The sequence below is a fragment of the Streptomyces sp. ME19-01-6 genome (genome assembly GCF_033793745.1).
Lineage (GTDB): Bacteria > Actinomycetota > Actinomycetes > Streptomycetales > Streptomycetaceae > Streptomyces.
The window spans coordinates 1-17,598 of record NZ_JARAXF010000019.1; the positions used below are offsets into that span (position 1 = coordinate 1).

Sequence of the window (17,598 nt, forward strand, 5' to 3'; positions counted from 1 at the left end):
GGCCCACCCACGCGGGGTCGACCCCGGCGCCGACCGCCGCCACGCGACCGGTCCACTCGTGGCCCAGCCTCATCGGGAAGGCGGAGTGCCCTTGGTGGAGGTAGGCCATCTCGCCGGTGAAGAACTCCACGTCGGTGCCGCACATGCCGAGACGACTGGTTCGCCGGGGGCGGCCACCGGTGCAGGGACCTGCTGCACCCCGTATTCCCCAGGGGCAGTCAGCACGAAGGCGCGCATGGGGCGGGTGCTCGCTGTGGCCCGAGCACGCGCTGACGCTGCGTGCCGAGATACTTGATACCCAGTTCCATCACGTCACCTGGCCGCAGCCACACCGACGGGGTCAAGCTCATACCGACGCCGGGTGGGGTGCCCGTGTTGATCAGGTCGCCGGGTTCCAGGACGAGGAACTGGCTCAGGTAGTGCACGATGAAGTACGGGTCGAAGATCATCGTCTTGGTGTTGCCGGTCTGACGGCGGACACCGTTGACGTCCAGCCACATGCCGAGCGCGAGGACGTCGTCGATCTCGTCGGTGGTGGCCAGCCAGGGTCCGGCAGGGTCGAAGGTGCCTTCCAGCTGTAACGCGGCGGACAGTGGGCCAAGGACGTATTCCTGCGCACGCTCGGGCGGCGGGCGTGAAGGCTGCACACCCCTTGGTCAGTCGCGAAGGACCATCGGCGCCATGTCGGGACACCGCCCGCCCTGTTGCCCGAGCGGTGCCCCGACACGTTCCGGTCAGACGCGGCGGCGGGTGAAGCGCTGGTTGGGGTTGCCGCTGTAGGTGTACTGGGCGATGCGGGCGCCGTCGGCGGTCGAGTACTCCCAGACATCCATCGCCAGGCCGGACTCCCGGTTGACGAGGCTGATCACGCCACCACCGTGATCGACCACGCGCCACTGCTGGCTGGTGGCGCTGGTGTCGGCCTGCTGGACGATATCCGCGCCGGTCGCGGTGCCCGTGGGCTGGAGGAACAGGCCACTGTGCAGTGCCTTGACGCGGACGTGGCCGTCGCCGGAGTCGACGAACTCGAATTGCTGGTTGGGGCGACTGTTGGTGGTCCGCTGGAGGAGTTGTGCGCCGGCGGCGGTGGAGGCCCCGTTGATCTCGGCGGCCTTGCCGCTCTGCTGGGCCAGCAGGGTGTAGAGGCCCGGGCCGCCGGGGGAGTCGCCCAACTGGGCTTCCCACCTGGTGTTGGACCCGGACGCGTCAGCCGGGAGGCGGTCCCGTGCGGCGGTGTCGCCGTACATGGTCCAGCGGGCCCAGTCGACGACGGTCCTCGGGAAGCGCTGGTCGCTCCAGAAGCTGGTGTGGCTGCCGCCGACGAAGGTGAGGAACGCCTTGGGCCAGGTGATCTCCGTGTACGCCTGCCGGGCCGAGGAGTACGACGTGGTCGAGTCCCGGTCGCCGTGCACGAACAGGACCTTGGCGGAGACCGAGCTGGACGGGTTGCCCATGTCCACGCAGGACTGCGGGTTGGCGGAGATGATCCGGCTGTCGGGCCAGGAGGTCAGCAGACCGTGGGTGACCATGCCGCCCAGGGAGTGGCCCGAGACGCCGACGCCGATGCCGGTGTTGATGTGCCCGGCCAGCGGTCCGCTCGCGTTGAGCGCGAGGGTGTTGGTGAGGACCTGCGAGACGTCCTTGGAGGTGTTGCCGTTGTTGACGTCGCTGAAGTTGTGGTTGAAGTGCGGGGCGGGGACGACGAAGCCCGCCGAGGCCAGGGCCCGGATGATGAACAGGGAGTTCTGCGGGCTGCTTCCGTAACCGTGGGTGAAGTTGTAGACGGGGAAGAGCCCGCCTGCGACCGGGGCGTCCGTCACCGGGCTGCCGCCGGCGGTGCCGGTGGCCGGGTAGTAGACGTAGGTGGTGCACGGGCGGCTGCCGCGGGTCCAGTTGTACCGGCGCACGCCGACCGCGAACGGCGTGGTCGGCGCGGTGTCCAGTGGCCCGGCGGCGGCCGGTGCCTGTCCTGCCCCTAGCAGGGACAGGCCCACGCCCGTCGCTCCGGCCGCGCTCATCCTGAGGAAGGTCCGTCGTCGCAAGGTCATGGTGACTCCTTGGGTGCGGGGATGGGTGGAAGGTTTGGCGTTCGGCTGGTCCCGTTACCGGGTGCGTCCCGTCGGCGGCAGAGGCCGACAGGTCGACGGGGCGCGCGGCGCGACAGCGGGTGTGGGTGCTCCTGCCACCCGGGTGGGGCGGCAGGAGCGGCGTGCGGTTGGTCGGGAGCACCGGATGTCGGGGCGAGTGTGGCCGTTCCGGTCGAACACGGCCTGGTTCTCCCAGGGGGCTGCCGCAGTTGTTGCTGTCGGCCACCGAGTGAACGGAGCACTGCTGTGCAGCGGTGATGATGTCGCCGGTGCCGTCGTGGTCTTGGCGGTGCGACGTCGGTGACGCAGGCTATGAGATGGTCACGTCGTGTCGCCGTGTCTGGGCACGACGTCGATGACCGCCGTGACCGGTCCTGTGGCGGTCGTCCCGGTGACTGTCACCTCACCCGGCCTGTCGGTCGCGCCAGGCGGCAACGGCTGCCAGCGGACGGGGACAGTGGTGATCTTGTTGTTGGCGGTGGTGAGCATGCGGATGGAGGAGGGCAGCTGCGGAGCGGCCCTCACCACGGTGCCGGTGTAGACGGTGTCCTGGAGGATGTGCTTGGCGCGGCTGGCGTTGAAGACGTTGACGGACGCGTGCGGCTCCCATGTGTTCGCCAGTCCGGGCACGGCCCGGAACATCGGCTGGTAGCCGGCCGGCTCCCACACCAGTGCCGCTGAACCTCGGTTGTCGACCACGTCGTTGGCGGCCTGGAACACCCTCCGGATCGCGTCCGCCTGCCCCTGAACGGTTCGCGGGTACGGTGAGTTGGGCAACGGCGAGCCGTCGCCGCCCGACGCCGGGTAGGCGGTTTCGGCGATGTCGATTTCGTAGCCGGGGTACGTGGTGGCCATGGTGTTCAGGTTGAGATCCAGCGTCTCGGGCGTACCGTGCCATTCCGGGTAGTACGAGATGGCCAGCACATCAGGGTTCTGGCCCTTTGCCTTCACCCGTGTGAGGAACTGGTGCCAGAACTCCATGGTTTTGTCGAGCTTGTCCTTGTCGACGACCACGTGTATCTCGACCTTGGATGTCGGTGACGCGTCGCGGACGGCTTTGATCCCGGCCGCGGCCAGTGTGGTGAACCGGTCCCACGACTGGTCGTAGAGCTGCTGCTCCACCGGGTCGGTTGACCGCCAGTACTTCCACAGCAGGCCACCGCCGGGCTTGGACTGGTAAACATCGGCCTGGTCGACGAAATACGGCGGATTCGTCGTGCCGATGTGGGCCGCCTCGCTGCCGTACATGAAGCCATTGATGATCTCGTTGCCGACGGCCACCTTCTCCGGCGTGGTGCCCTGCCGGATCAACCGCTTCAGATAGTCGGCGGTGAAGTCGTACACGGTCTGGGACAGGTCCGCGAACTCCAGCTCGGCCCAGGCGCGTGGTTTTGGTTGCTTGCTCGGGTCCGCCCACGAGTCCGCGTAGTGGAAGTCGATCCCCAGGCCCATGCCCCGCTGCTTGATCCACTTGGCTGAGGCCAGTGAGCGCTCCGGGCCCTGGCGCGGTATCGGCGTCGGTTGACCGGTGCTCTCGCTGCGCGGCTCGTTGAATATCCGCAGCCGGCTGTACTCGATGCCACGGTCCTTGGCCACGTCGAGCAGGTGTGGCCCGGCGCCGCGGTTCTCGGCCAGGGGGTCGACCCAGTATTGCCGGTCCTGGACGTCGTCCATCCAGGACAGATCGGCGCCGAGGGTAAGGTCGTCGCGCAGGTAGTTGAAGACCTGGAGCTCGCTGACACCTGCCCGGGGCCGGCCCGGCCCACCTGTGAAGGTCAGCCGGACGAAGCGTGTTGCCGGCCGGGTGAACAGGTGCACTTCCCCTCGCGACACGGTTCGGTTGTGGGACCTGTCGGCGATGGTCTTCCACCGGCGACCGTCGGATGAGGCCTCGACGACGTACCGGTGGGCCACGCCACGGTCCGGGAAGAGCACCTTGACCTTGCGCAGGTTGTCGTAAGTTCCACCGAGGTCGACGGTGAGCCACTGACGGGCGCCGGCACGACTGGGTTGCCAGGACGTCGTCGGGTCGCCGTCGATGGCCAGACGGGCGTTCGACGAGCCGGCGGCGGCCGTCGCCGCGGCCCAGGGCTTGGCAGCGATATTGCTTTCGATCGGCTTGATGTCCGCGGTTCCGAAGGTCGCGTGGGCCGGGGTGGGCACCATGAGTAGATTCGCGGACACCATGGTGACCAACGTCGTCGTGACCGCGATGGCGCGGGGCAGACGCTTGCTGCTCATGTCCTTCTCCTGACGAGGTGATGTACGTGCGGCATGGGCTGTTCCGTACGCTCCGCCGGCCGAGAAGACGGCGGAGCACGGGAATGTCAGCCGGCCGCGGCTCCGACGTCGAGGTAGTCGACGTTGGGCAGTCCGGTTGCCGTGGTCGGATCCAGCCGGATGGTGTTGCTGCCGGCGTTCAACGGGACCGTCACGGTCTTGGTCGTCCACGTCGTCCACGCACCGGTGGACTCGAACGAAAGCGCCCCTGTCGTGGCTCCGTTGATGACGAGGTTCGCGGGCCTCGCACCGGTGGTGGCGCCATTGGCGAACCGGATCCCCAGCGTCGCCGTACGGGCGGTCTCGGAGTTCACGGTGAACTCCGCGAAGGCCCCGACAGCGGGGTCGCCGTTGCAGAACCCGCTGCCGGAATAGCCGGCTTGATTGGAGTCGATCGTGCCCCGGCACTGCGCCGGAGCGGTCTCTGCCTCGTAACGCCCCGGAGGTGCTGGTGTGCCGGCCGAGGTCTTGACGAGTGAGAGTTGGTCGACGGTGACGCCGCCCGAACCCGACGCCCGCACGGTGACGGTGGCGGCCCCGCCGGGCAGTTCGAAGCCGATGAGCTCGCGTTTGGCCCAGCCGCTCGACGACGGGATGCCGAGGGTGCGTTGGCTGCCGTTGGCGCCGGTGATCACGACCTGTCCGGCGCTACCCCGAGCGTGCAGGGACAGGGTGTAGGTGCCTGCGGGCACCGACTCGATCCGCTGCTCGACGCCGCCGCTGTTGCTCACCTGGAGGGCGAAGCGAGACCCGTTCACACCACCGTTGACGTTGGTCACCGAACCGCTGAGGTTCCGCCATCCCCGAACACTGGAGACGATGATGCGGTCGGCCTGGATGTCGGGGTTGAGGATGTAGTTGTTCGCCGGCCCGACACGCCACTCTCCGGTCGTGGCGTTGAACTGCCACTGGCTCACCGAGTGGAACTGTGGCCTCGCGCCGGTCTTGGTCACCGGCATCCATTGGTTGTACCCGATGCCGTTCCAGGCGAAGTCGGCCCAGCGGTCGCCGGCGAAGATCACCGTGTTCTGCTTGGTGCCCTTGACCGTCACGAAGAACCCGGTCTGGGTCACGTGGCTGTAGTCCATCTCTGTGCCGGCAAGTGTGTACTCGCTGGTGTAGGCACCCTGGATGTTGCTGCTGGTCGACTCCAGGACGTGCGCGACCGAACTGTTCCAGCCGTGCAGGTCCGACGCCGCGTGATAGTACTTGCCGTCGAGTTTGAACATGGCGTTGCCCTCGCGGCCGGAGGAGTTCTGGCCGATCTGCACGCCGGGCTCCGCCCGCAGCGAGTCGGACTCCCTGAGCTTGCTGACGAAGGCGCGACCGCGGCCTTCCCGGTTGGAGAAGATCAGGTAGTCCTTGCCGTTGTCGTCGGTGAAGACGGTCTGATCTCCGGTGCCGGTCGTGGGCGAGTTGGTGATCTGGGTCTGGAAGTAGCCGTAGTTGAAGGTGTCGGTGGGTGAGTCACCCTGGAGGAACAGGACCCCGTGCCCGCCTCCGACGTAGGCCTGGGTGGCGAGCACGTACTTGCCGGTGTTCTCGTTGTACGAGACCCCGAGGCGCCCGACCCACCCTGCCTGACCGAGGGTGGCGCCGTTGTTGATCGCGGTCGAGCGCGTCGCGACGTTGTTCTCGAACTTCCAGTTCACCAGGTCCTTGGACGAGTACACGGGGATCGAGACGAAGCTGACGTTCCCGTCGTACTTCCTCGTCGGATTGGCCCGGTAGAGCTCGGCGCCGGTGTAGTGCACGCCGTACCAGTAGTAGGTGTCACCGAACTTGAAGACCCCACCGCCCTGCGAATAAATGGGGTTGCCGCTGGTGTCGTTCCAGAAGGTGTCGTTCGTGATGGTCTGGAACGTGCCCTCGTCAGCGGCCTTCAGATCGGCGGCGGCGGTCATCAGCGCCGTCTTCGCGTCGGCGACGTCCGACGTGGTGGCCGAAGTGTCGCCGGCGACCTCGGCCGCGGCGGTCAACGCCTTGGCAAAGGGCTTCCAGGAGTCAGCCGTGTACTTCGTCGGAGTGCGCGTCTGGTAGTCGGATACCAGGTACTTGAGGCCGCGATCTGCCACCGGTCCAGCAGCCGCCCCCTGGTCTTGGAGCTCCGTTGCCTGTCTCTGCGTTGCGGGTGTCTCCGCCGCGGCGGTGCTCGCCGAGAGCGGCGCCGCTAACACTAAGGACAACAGGGTGGCGGCGGCCAACTTCCAGTACTTGGAGACGACACGCGATCTTTGCCTCAAGAGGTCACCTTCCGTCATTCTCAAAGGCGCCGAGATCCGGCGCACTTCCGCTGAAGGGCAGTCCCACGTCGGTGCCCTTGTCGATCAGGGCACTGTTCGCCGCGAGACGGAGGTGGGGCAGCACGGGCAGGGCCCCGTCGGTCTGGCGGGGCGCGTCCCAGCCGGACGTCGACACACTGTGGAACTGGGAGTCCGACAGGGGGACGCCGAGGTTCCAGGAGTTGTACGCGGCGTTCGTGCCGCTCATGTTCGATGTCGCCGTTCCGGTGTAGGCGATGTTGTTGCGCAGGTTGCCCCGGCCCACGGCGGCGCCGCGCGCGTCGATTCCCAGCATGTTGAAGTTGGGGTGGTTTCCGTAGCCGGTGTTGTTGAAGAAGTCGTTGGCCACCGGGTGGTGGTTGGCGTAGAAGCCGGCCGCCTTGTTGAGGAAAGCCACCGAGGAGCGGACGGTGTGCTTCGGCGCGTTGGCCTGGTAGTCGCCCCCGTAGCCGCCGGACTTGAAGCCGGCTCCGTTGCCGGAGGGCGTCGTCGTCCCTGGCACGTACCCGTTGCGCCAGGCCCACGAGTTCTCGATGATCACGGGAGAGTAGGTGGAGATGAGATCGAACCCGTCATCGGCGTTCCACCACGATCGGCAACCCCGGAACACGTTCGCGGGGCGGCCGGCCGGCGTGTAGTGCGAACCGAACCCGTCGGCATTCTCGCCGGGCCCGTCGTTGCTGTGCAGGTCGTAGTTGTCATGCGCGTCCGAGTTGAGGACGAGGTTGCCGGACCCGCCGCTGATGAACAGGCCGGTACCCATGTGGTGGTGGGTGTTGATCTGCTCGAAGACGTCGTTGCTGCCGGAAACCCAGATCCCCCAGGCCTCGGCGTTGCGGTTGTTGTTCTGGGGAACGCCCTTGACTTCCAGTCCTTTGAGGTGGATCCAGCTGCCGGTGACGTTGAAGCCCTTGATGCGGCAGTTGTCCGTCATCCGTGAGAAGTCGAATACCGGTTTCTCGCCCGGTTGGGCCCAGTACCGGATCGGGTTGCCCAAGCTGCCGCTCTTGTTGAGGGTGATCGCGTCGACCTTGGCGGTCGGGCTCGAACAGGCGCTGTTCGCAAGGGCGTAGGCGTAGGTGCCGCCCCGGAAGTAGACCGTGTCGCCCGCCTTGGCGACGGCCTGTGCACGGGCGATCGATGCCCACGGAGCGGCCTGCGTACCTGCTGCTCCGTCGTTCCCGTTCGGGGCGACGTAGTACGTGCTTCCGGCCGCCGCGGCGCTCGCGGAGGCCGAGCCGGGGGTCATGGCGACGGAACTCGCCGTGACCACCGAGAGCAGGAGGGCAGGGGTGCCGAACCTCGCAGTTCTCACAGCGTCATCTCCCGAGTCAGGTGATTTCCCGTGCGGCGGTAGGGCTCGTGCCGGCCTGAAGTACTCAGCGCAGGCGAAAGCTGCTTTTCGAAGGGCGGGACCACGCGCGTGTCTCTTCAGAACTTCATGGCGCCGGCGGCCAGGTTGGCGATGAAGTGGCGCGAGCCGATCAGGAAGACCCCGATCAGTGGGATGACTGACATGAGCGCTCCGGCGATGACCATCGACTGGTCGGTGGTGCAGACGCCGTTCATCGGCGACAGAGACGAACTGCGCGAGGCATCCGAACTGGCCTACCGGATCGGCAGGGACGGCCTGTCGGCCGGCGCCCCGGAGGGCTCCCCCGACTTGTACGGAGTGATCACCAGCGGCCGCCAGCAGGTCGGCGCGGTGCGGTGGGGCCTCGCCTTCCCGGAGTCGGCCGTGCCGAAGACTGAGGGCACGTGACAGGTGGCCGACCAGCCGGCGGCTCCGGCAACGTACCGGCCGCCCCGGGTCATGAACTTGGTGCCCAGCCGACCCCGCCGGATGCTCCAGACGTGGCGGATGTTGAGGCAGACCACCGCGCGCTCCTGGGACTTCCGCAGTTCCTTGCCCAGGGCGATGAAGCCGTCCCAGTCCGGGGCCCGGGCGGCGAGCTCCTTCGGGTCGGTGGTGATCCCGGCTTCCTGAAGCAGGTCGGCGCGGTAGAACAGCCCGGTGGGGCCGGTGTCCATGGGGAACGCGATCATCCGGCCCTCGGGCGTGACGCACTCGTTTGACTTCCAGTCCAGGCACCGGCTCTTCAGCTCGGCCGCGCCGGAGTAGTTGAGGTTGACGAACACGTCCTGGTTGGGGAAGTAGGTGGCCACGTCGGAGTTGATTGCGATGATGTCCGGCACCAGGGACTTGCCGGCGAGCGCGGTACGCACCTTGGTGTTGACATGGCCGCCGACGTCGGTGCGGCTGAGTCTGGCGGCCGCTCCGGCGCCCAGCGCCAGCAACCGTCTTCGTGACACTGCCATGGACGCGTGCACCACCTTCCGGGCGAGCGGCCCACCCCCTGATCTCTCGGGCGGTGGCGGAACAGACATCGCGAACGTTGGTCTGGTTGGGCGCCGAGGGCGCCAACTCGCACGCCGGTCCGGAGCCACCGCAACTGTCGAGCCGACCAGCCGTGACTCACCCATGGAGAGGCCTCCTGTCACCACTGATGCGGGGATTGCCTCGCCGGTCGTACCCTCGCCCCGGCCTCCGCCTTCGTCGCACGCCGCGGCCCGGTCGGAGCCAAGCCGCTTCTGCACGCCACCGAAAGGTAGGGACGACTGCGACGTCGGTCTGCGGCACCGCCGTCATTGAGGCCACCCGCGAACCGAGCGGCCCCGGTTCGTGCCCACCGCCGCGTGCTACGTGAGATACGCGGCGAGCGGGAGGTTCTGGCGGCGCACGTCACCGGCGACGAGCCCTGCGACCCGCTGGGCACCGTAGGTGTCGAAGTGGGTGTGGTCGTTGCAGAAGAAGGTGCCCAGGGGACCGCTGCCTCCGTAGTCGCCGTTGTTCGGGCAGAAGCGCAGACTGTTGTAGAGCGAGACACTCAGCGTCTGCAGGTCGATGACCGGCGCCCTGGTGGCGGATCCGGCGGCGAAGGTCTCGCCCACGAAGCCGCGGTTCTTGGTCGCTGTGCCGCCGGAGCAGGTGATGGCGGCCACCGGGGTGAGCAGCACCGGGTGCGCGCCCCGGGCCAGGGCGGCCTGCGCCATCATGGTCATCAGCTGTTGGTACCGGGCCGGGCCGACGTGCCGGGGGCACGTCGAGGAGGAGTCGTTGATGCCGAACTGGATGAACAGGTAGTCACCGGCCTTCATTCCGGTGCTCGAGTTCAGCATCGCCTGCCAGCGGGACGAGTACGTATTCGACGTGAGGCGGCACTCGCCGTCCGAGCCCTTGGTGCTGCTCACGTTCCCCTCGTACAGCCAGGTCTGGATGGAGCGGCCTCCCACGGCCTGGTTCTTGACGGTCACGTCGCTGGTGAACAGGGCGTCGAACTGGCTGCCCCAGCCGACCGGACAACGGCCGGAACTCGGGTTGGCCATGGTGGAGTCGCCGGCCAGCCACACGGTGACCGGCGCGGCGACCGCCCGTGCGGCCGGGGCCTGGGCCTGGGCGTGGGAGGCGCTGGTGCAGTTCGTGGCGACGCGGTCCGCCGCGGATGCGGCGCTGACACCGAGGCTCGACAAGGTGATCACGAGCGCGGTCGTGATGAGAATCCGTAAGTTCCTCAACGGGTCCCTCCTTGGGACTGGCGCCGGGCGTCGGTCAGCGCAGGTACGCGGCCAGGGGCAGGCGCTGCTCGCGGATGCTCTGGAGCACCAGCCCGCCCATCTGGCTCGCGCCGTACTGCGAGAAATGGGTGTTGTCCGTGACACCATCGACGGATGAGCGCAGGAAGAGCTGTGCGGAGGCGGAAGGGCCGAGGGACTCGACGAGCGCCTTGCTCTTGGCGGTCAGGTCGATCACCGGAACCCTCTGGGCCGTCCCGACCGAGCGCATCTCGGCGGGCAGGTTCACGCCGACGCCGTTGACGTGCAGGGCCGTTGACGTGAGCCGGCTGCCGTCGAACAGCCGGCGGACCGGCGGCGTCACCAGAACGGGGACGCCGCCCTTCGCACGGACCTGCGTGATCATGGAGGTGAGGTTGCTCCGGAAGGCTGACGCGCTGGTCTGCTTGTCGTTGTGGCCGAACTGGATGAAGACCGCGTCGTTTGCCTTGACCTTCGGCAGCAGCGCCGGGAAGAGCGCCGAGTTCCTCAGGAAGCTGCCCGAACTCTCTCCCGAGTCCGCATAGTTGGCGACAGACGCTCCGGAACCCACCGCCGGCGTGATCATCTGGCCCCATCCGGTGTACGGGGCAGCCGGCTGGTCGCACACGGTCGAGTCACCGGCCAGGTAGGCGACCAGCGGCTGGGCCGCCGGTTTCACGGAGACGGCCGACACCTGCGGGTTGGTCCCCGCGAACCGGATGTCCAGACCGGGGTTTCCGGTGCCGCCCTGGCCAGTCGGCTGCCCTTCCGGCTGCCGTACGTTGACCGTGAACGAGTACGTGGCGGCGGCACCGGCCGCCGTCTTCGTCGCCGGAAGCATCAGGCGCCGGGCCTCCACCCACACGTCGGTCTCGGCGGCAGTGGCACCACCGACGGAGACCGTCACGTCGTAGTTGCCGGGTGAGACCGCGTAGTGACACTTGATCGGCGCAGTGCCGGAACAACCGGCCGGCAGTGCCCGCGTGGCGGCATCGGCATGCGCCGCACCGGTGCCGACCAGCGTCGCAAGGGTCAGCAGACCCACTGCTCCCAGCCTGACCCCGTGCCCTTCTAGGCTCAATGTTATGCCCATTACAATCACCATCCCAGTCCTTGGCCGGAGAGTTGCCCGGGTTGAGGTCCATGGCCCGTCGCTCAGGCCTGGGTGAAGCCGTTCATGATCGCCGTGGGCCGCTTGGTGGAGGAGTCCCAGGCGCCCATGTTGTAGCCGGTGAACGGGGACATACATTCCGGTTCCCAGTAGAAGAGGCCCTGCCCTCCGTTGGCCTTCAGCGCCTTGATGTAGGCGACCAGTGAGGCCTGGGTGGAGGAGGCCCGGTCCACCCGACCGCCGAACTCGCTCTGCAGGAACGGTTTGCCGTAGGCGTCGGAGATCCTCTTCATGTTCGCGACGATGCCGGGGGCGAGGTCGGCGCTGCCGTAGGAGGAGAACACCGACATGTCCCACTTGCCGCCGTTCGCGGCGAAGCGGCTGAAGAACGTCGTCATGACGTCGTACTTCTGCGGCTGGGCCAGGTGGATGCACACCGTCGAGTTCGGTGACACCGCCTTCACCTGCGTGTACGCCGCGTTGAGCAGCCCGGTCATCTGGGCCGGGCTGGAGACGCTGCCGACGGGGCGGCAGATCCCGCTGTTGATCTCGTTGCCGATCTGCACCCAGGTGGGGAGCACGTCGTTGTTCCTCATGACCGTCATGGTCTGGTTCACGTACGTGCTCAGCGCGGTGCGCATCTGGCTGTAGCTCATGTTCCGCCAGGCCGCGGGCGGGTTCTGCACGCCGACGGAGTTCCAGGTGTCGCCGAACATGTAGTCGAGCATGATCGACATCCCGGCGGCCTTGACCCGCTTGGCGAAGGCGGCCACCTCGTTGATGCTGCAATGCCCGTCGGTCGCACTGCTGGACGGATTGACGAACGTGCGCAGCCGGACGGCGGTGATGCCGTACCCCTTGAGGATGGTCAGCAGGTCCTCGGTCTGCCCGCCGGCGTTCTTCCAGGAGTAGCCGCGCGCCTCCATCTGAGGTGCCCAGCTGATGTCGACGCCCTTGACGAAGCTCGCCGCGGCCTCGGCAGGCGTCTCGAGTTCGGCGAGCGCGGCGGCGGTGGCGAGCGCCCCGGCGGTGGCGGTGGTGGCCTTGAGCAGGGTTCGCCGGCTGATGCGCCCGGCAGCTGGTGTGGGGGGTTGCAGGGACATGGTCGGTCCTTCCTTCCGTTGGCCGCGAGTGGGCCGTCGCGGTCGGCGGAGAGGGGGCGGTGAGAAGGAGATGGGGGGAGCAGGGCGAATGGGTGGAGCAACTGACCCTCGGACTCGTGGAGTCAACTACGGCAGGAGTGCTGATGAGTGGCGGGTGTCGAAGGGGGCGGCCTGGGCGTGCCAGGGACGCTCCTACCGGTCGGATCTGTGAGCGATCACAGGCGTGTTGCGAACGGAAGTGCGCAATCGCGTCACAACGAACTTGAGGTGCAGCACGCAGCTTCTCGATCGGACACGAAGCTGTCAACCATTGCTCGCCAATCCAGGGAAGGCGCAGTGCGATCCTGTGGACGGGGACTCGCCGCGCCTCGGCCGTGAGCTGTCTGAAACGGCGGGAGTCTGCCCAGTTCAAGTGCCCTTTTAGCAGGAGTGCAGCGACGGGGACGAGGTCGCGCACGGGACATCTCGCTGGCTCGCATCCGAACACGCTCGAACAAAAAAGGCCAACAGAATGCTTGACGGGCTATCAGTGAATTTCTACCCTCGCAGCGAATGGGAGCGTTCCCACATGTGTGGTCAGACCGCCGTCTCCGCGATCTTCATGCCACCCCCACATTGGAGGTCATAGTGACCGACCCGCACCGGCATCCGCGCACCGCAGCACGCCCATCGCGATTTCAACGCCGGTCAGGCAACCGGCTGTTCGGCGGTTTGACGGCCGCCACCGCACTGGCCCTCTCCGCACTCACCGGACTGCCGCAGACCGCGCACGCCGCGACCGCGCGGCAGGTGGAACGCCTGGATCGGGGCCTGACCAGCGTCCACACCGGCAGCGGGAACCTGGTGTCGTGGCGGTGGCTGGCCACTGACCCGAACGATGTGGCCTTCAACGTCTACCGTGGCGGCACCAGGCTCAATTCCTCGCCCCTGACCACCTCGACGAACTACTTGGACGCCAGTGCCCCGGACTCGGCCGACTACACGGTGCGCGCGGTGGTGAACGGCATCGAGCAGGCGCCGTCCGAGCACGCGCTCCAGTTCCGCAACGGGTACAAGGACGTGCCGATCTCCCCGCCGCCCGGGGGCACTTCACCGGGCAACTCGCCGTACACCTACGAGGCCAACGACGCCTCCGTCGGGGACCTCGACGGCGACGGCGCCCTGGACATCGTTCTGAAGTGGCAGCCGACGAACGCCAAGGACAACTCCCAGTCCGGCTACACGGGCAACACGATCGTCGACGGCATCAAGCTCGACGGCACTCGCCTGTGGCGTATCGACCTGGGCCGCAACATCCGCTCCGGCGCGCACTACACACAGTTCCAGGTGTACGACTACGACGGTGACGGCAAGGCCGAGGTCGCCATGAAGACCGCCGACGGCACGAAGGACGGAACCGGCGCGGTCATAGGCAGTTCCGCGGCCGATCACCGCAACTCCTCTGGCTACGTGCTGTCCGGCCCCGAGTACCTGACGATGTTCAACGGGCAGACAGGCAGGGCGATGCAGTCGGTCGACTACGTCCCAGCCCGAGGCACGGTGTCGTCCTGGGGGGACTCCTACGGCAACCGCGTGGACCGGTTCCTGGCGGGCACGGCCTACCTGGACGGCTCCCGCCCCTCGGTGATCATGGCTCGTGGCTACTACACCCGCGCGGTGATCGCGGCCTGGGACTGGCGGAACGGACAGTTCACCCGCCGGTGGACCTTCGACTCCAACGCCAACAGCGGCTACGCCGGCCAGGGCAACCACCAGTTGTCGGTCGCGGACGTGGACGGGGACGGCAAGGACGAGATCGTCTACGGCGCGATGGCCGTCGACGACAACGGCAACGGCCTGTGGACGACGCGGAACGGCCACGGGGACGCGATGCACGTGGGCGACCTCGACCCGTCCCGGCCAGGTCTGGAGGAGTTCAAGGTCGACGAGGACAGCTCCAAGCCGTCCTCCTGGATGGCGGACGCGAGGACCGGCCAGATCCTCTGGTCCACCCCGGCCGGCGGTGACAACGGCCGGGGCGTGTCCGGTGACATCTGGTCCGGCAGCGCGGGCGCCGAGTCGTGGTCGTCGCTCGTGAGCGGCGTCCGCAACCCCAAGGGCGCTGTGGTCGCCACTCGTAAGCCCGGGTCGAGCAACTTCCTGGCGTGGTGGGACGGCGACACGACGCGCGAACTCCTCGACGGCACCCACATCGACAAGTACGGCACCTCCGGCGACACCCGCCTGCTCACCGGCTCCGGGGTCCACTCCAACAACGGCACCAAGTCGACGCCGTCCTTGTCCGGCGACATCCTTGGCGACTGGCGCGAGGAGGTCATCTGGCCGACGTCCAACAACACGGCCCTGCGGATCTACTCCACGCCGTACCAGACCCCTACGCGGATCACGACCCTCCTTCACGACCCCCAGTACCGCGCGGCCCTGGCCTGGCAGAACACCGCCTACAACCAGCCCCCGCACCCCAGCTTCTTCATCGGCGGCAACATGCCCACGCCACCCCGCCCCACCGTCGCGCCGCCGAACAGCCTCTGAGCTGCACAGCCGTCTTCCCTGATGCTTGAGCGAGTTCAAGCATCAGGGAAGGGGTGTTCGTCGAACGAGTGGAACCTGGCATGGGTAACGGAGCACTGGCAGTGGCGCACGCGGCACGCTGATGGTGTTCTGGGGGTACAGCACCTGTCGGAGGCGGCGGTCGCACGGACCGGGCTGAAGTCCGGGTACCCGTGCCGCCTTCTTCTGGCCTCATGGTGCTTGCCGCCGAGCCCGTCAGCGGAGCCCTGCCGCGTACCAATTCCGCCGAGATCATCGCCCACCGCAACACAGGCGCCGGTCTGCCCTTGTCTCGCGTCCCCGACCCGATCCACGGCTCCGTCCCGGTGGCCGCGAAGCCGCCGCTCGCTCGCTGACAAGCCACGAGAATCGAAAGGCGCTGAGGACGCTCACGAGGAGCGGGGCGGCGCGGAGCGTAGTCACCCAGGCCGTAAACACGTCTCAGTCCTACGGCTCTCTCTCAACTGGCCGGCATCCGCAAGACTTCCTCCGACCGGGAGCCCGGTTCTGCGTGATAGGGGTTCAGCCGCATGAGGGCGCACCCGGGCAGCGGCAGCGTCAGGGGCTCGTGTACGAGGTCGAACTCGCCCACCAGCGGGTGCCGCATGCCCACGACTTCACCGACCGTCCCGCGCAGCTCACCTCATGCCGTGCCCACAACCGCCGAAACTCCGCGTGCTTCAGCGACAACGCGCGAATCAGCGAGGAGAGTTGCACATCGTCGGGGCTCTTGCCGACATTCATCCGCAGAACGCCGACGACTGTCGCAGCCATGCGGGCCGGTTCGGCGAACCGATCGCACGCTTCCGGCGAGAGGAAGATCTACCGGGCCACGTTCCGCTCCCCGGGCGGCAGTCGGGCACAGTCCCCGAAGACAATGGTGGCGAGCCGGTTCCATCCGAGGATGTCCCGGCGCCGGCTGACGAAGAAGGCGGGCACGCCAAGCGTGCCGCGGAGGTGCTGGGCCGTGGGCTGAAGTAGCTGCGGCAGGGGCGCCAACCGCGGTGTGCGGTTCCGGTCGGGCTGGGCCGGCCGGATCAGATGGTCCCGCTCCTCCTCGGCCAGGCGCACTGCCGTCGCTACATGTGAAGACATCGCTGTCCTCCGTTTGCCAAACGTGCTCCCAGGCGCGGAGCAGCGTAGCTTCTCCGGCTGGTAGGCGCGCAGTTGAAGAGGTCGCACACCGTGTGGCATCGCCACCCGGCCCAACTGCGCGCCCACGAGGATGCAGAGGTATGTACCCGTCGCCGAGACTCGGGTCCTGCTACGTGCCGGCCGGAAGGGCGGAGCCGGCAACGCTGCCGTCGACGCCGCTCATGATGCCGTTGATGATGCCTTGCTGGGTCACCGTGAGGGAGCGCCGGTCGAACAGCCCGAACCCGTACCGGCCGGTTGCACCGTTGTCCCAGTAGACGCTGGCCGCCCCGTATTTCTTGGCGGTGGCCGCGACGGCCCGTGCGAAGTCCGCGCGATACCTGTTGTTCGATGAATCGAACGATGACTTGTCGATCGCGCCGTATTCGCCGACGACCACCGGATACCCCTTCGTGACGAACACGTCGTGCATCGTCTTGAGCTGGGCGTCCAGGTAGTCTTCCTGTCCCCAGGTCGACTTCCTCGATGGATTGGTCGCTGCTCGTCCCCACTGCGTGATGGTGCCGTTTTCCTCTCCGGCGAAGTCCCACGGAGCGTAGTGGTGGACGGAGATCATGATCCGCCGTTCATTGGCGGGAATGGAGGGGGAGCGATACTGGTCGGACGGAAGCTTGAAGCCGTAATTCCCCGCGGTGTAGTCGATGTTCGTGTTCCAGCCGGCCACGAGCAGCCACCTCGAACTGTTGTTTCCGCCCGTTTTCCGTACGGTGTCCACGAAGGTCTGGTTGTAACTGTTGATGTTCGAGTAGCACGGTTGGGTCGGACGGCCGTACTGCCCGTCGAATTCCTCGTTCATGGACTCAAGGATCAGGCGCTGGTCGTAGTTCTTGAACCTGTTCGCGATCTGCTGCCAGGCTTTCTCGTACTTGGCCTTGATCGTCGTTTGGGAGGACGAATCGCAGATCAACCAGGAGCCGCTCACGTTCTTGTAGCCGTCGCCGTGCATGTTGATCACCACATGCAGGCCCCTGTTGTAGGCGTAGTTGACGACCTCCTGGACTCTGTTCAGCCAGGTGGCGTTGATTGTGTAATTCGGGCCGGGCCCTATGTATCCCAGGTAGGAGACAGGGATCCGGATCGTCTTGAACCCTGCCGCTCTCACCTTGTCGATGAGAGCCTGCGTCACGGTCGGCTGGCCCCATGCCGTTTCGCTGGGGTATCCGTTGGTGGTGGCTTCGAGTTGGTTCCCCAGATTCCATCCCGCGCCCATGTCGGCCACGATCTGCGAAGCGCTCGACTGTGCCACGGTATCGGCCGACGCCTGATGCGCCGTGCCGTACACAGATGCGGCAACCGCCAACAGGACGGCAATGAGAATGACTCTGACCTTCCCTGCTAGTGAAGCCATGGGCTTTCCTCTCTTGGAGTCTTGAGGGTGTCGAACCCCCAAGTGGACCTTTCCGCCCGAGCTCGAGCGGACGGAGCCGCCCGGCTGT

Annotated in this window: 13 protein-coding genes and 2 pseudogenes; 2 read left to right on the forward strand and 13 right to left on the reverse strand. The window is 67.1% G+C overall.

Annotated elements, in window-relative coordinates; all coding sequences use genetic code 11:
• From PV419_RS32765 to PV419_RS32820, 11 genes and pseudogenes are all read right to left on the reverse strand, one after another.
• Positions 1-237, reverse strand: a pseudogene (locus tag PV419_RS32765) (alcohol dehydrogenase catalytic domain-containing protein); the annotation flags it as partial.
• On the reverse strand, positions 219-647 hold the full coding sequence (locus PV419_RS32770) for a fumarylacetoacetate hydrolase family protein (RefSeq protein WP_319695150.1): 429 nt from the start codon (positions 645-647) through the stop codon (positions 219-221). The pseudogene PV419_RS32765 and the gene PV419_RS32770, both read right to left, overlap by 19 nt.
• 87 nt (positions 648-734) lie before the next feature.
• Positions 735-2,048, reverse strand: coding sequence for an RICIN domain-containing protein (locus PV419_RS32775; RefSeq protein WP_319695151.1), 1,314 nt, complete (start codon positions 2,046-2,048; stop codon positions 735-737).
• Positions 2,049-2,408: 360 nt separating this feature from the next.
• Positions 2,409-4,328, reverse strand: a complete 1,920-nt coding sequence (locus PV419_RS32780; protein ID WP_319695153.1) for a glycosyl hydrolase 53 family protein — start codon at positions 4,326-4,328, stop codon at positions 2,409-2,411.
• 86 nt (positions 4,329-4,414) lie between these two features.
• A complete protein-coding gene (locus tag PV419_RS53455; protein WP_415925424.1) occupies positions 4,415-6,442 on the reverse strand; it encodes a family 43 glycosylhydrolase in 2,028 nt (675 codons plus the stop codon).
• A gap of 172 nt (positions 6,443-6,614) precedes the next feature.
• Positions 6,615-7,964: a right-handed parallel beta-helix repeat-containing protein gene (locus PV419_RS32795; protein ID WP_319695154.1), complete on the reverse strand. Its 1,350-nt coding sequence runs from the start codon at positions 7,962-7,964 to the stop codon at positions 6,615-6,617.
• Positions 7,965-8,080: 116 nt separating this feature from the next.
• Positions 8,081-8,218 (reverse strand): hypothetical protein, encoded by a 138-nt coding sequence (locus PV419_RS32800; protein WP_319695156.1) that lies wholly within the window; start codon positions 8,216-8,218, stop codon positions 8,081-8,083.
• Positions 8,219-8,257: 39 nt separating this feature from the next.
• Positions 8,258-8,968, reverse strand: coding sequence for an extracellular solute-binding protein (locus PV419_RS32805; protein ID WP_319695158.1), 711 nt, complete (start codon positions 8,966-8,968; stop codon positions 8,258-8,260).
• 381 nt (positions 8,969-9,349) lie between these two features.
• Complete coding sequence (locus tag PV419_RS32810) at positions 9,350-10,225, reverse strand: SGNH/GDSL hydrolase family protein (protein WP_319695160.1); 876 nt, start codon at positions 10,223-10,225, stop codon at positions 9,350-9,352.
• Positions 10,226-10,259: 34 nt separating this feature from the next.
• Positions 10,260-11,348 carry a rhamnogalacturonan acetylesterase gene (locus tag PV419_RS32815; protein ID WP_319695161.1) on the reverse strand — a complete coding sequence of 363 codons (1,089 nt, stop codon included), beginning with the start codon at positions 11,346-11,348 and terminating at the stop codon, positions 10,260-10,262.
• A 50-nt stretch (positions 11,349-11,398) separates the two neighbouring features.
• Positions 11,399-12,457 carry a glycosyl hydrolase 53 family protein gene (locus PV419_RS32820; RefSeq protein WP_319695163.1) on the reverse strand — a complete coding sequence of 353 codons (1,059 nt, stop codon included), beginning with the start codon at positions 12,455-12,457 and terminating at the stop codon, positions 11,399-11,401.
• Between the two features lie 627 nt (positions 12,458-13,084).
• On the opposite strand from PV419_RS32820, the gene PV419_RS32825 reads away from it, so the two are divergent.
• Complete coding sequence (locus tag PV419_RS32825) at positions 13,085-14,989, forward strand: rhamnogalacturonan lyase (RefSeq protein WP_415925425.1); 1,905 nt, start codon at positions 13,085-13,087, stop codon at positions 14,987-14,989.
• A gap of 212 nt (positions 14,990-15,201) precedes the next feature.
• Positions 15,202-15,363, forward strand: coding sequence for a hypothetical protein (locus PV419_RS32830; RefSeq protein ID WP_319695165.1), 162 nt, complete (start codon positions 15,202-15,204; stop codon positions 15,361-15,363).
• A 202-nt stretch (positions 15,364-15,565) separates the two neighbouring features.
• On the opposite strand, the pseudogene PV419_RS32835 reads toward PV419_RS32830, so the two are convergent.
• A pseudogene (locus PV419_RS32835) lies at positions 15,566-16,201 on the reverse strand (hypothetical protein).
• 70 nt (positions 16,202-16,271) lie between these two features.
• Complete coding sequence (locus tag PV419_RS32840) at positions 16,272-17,510, reverse strand: glycoside hydrolase family 5 protein (protein ID WP_319695166.1); 1,239 nt, start codon at positions 17,508-17,510, stop codon at positions 16,272-16,274.
• Positions 17,511-17,598: the final 88 nt, after the last annotated feature.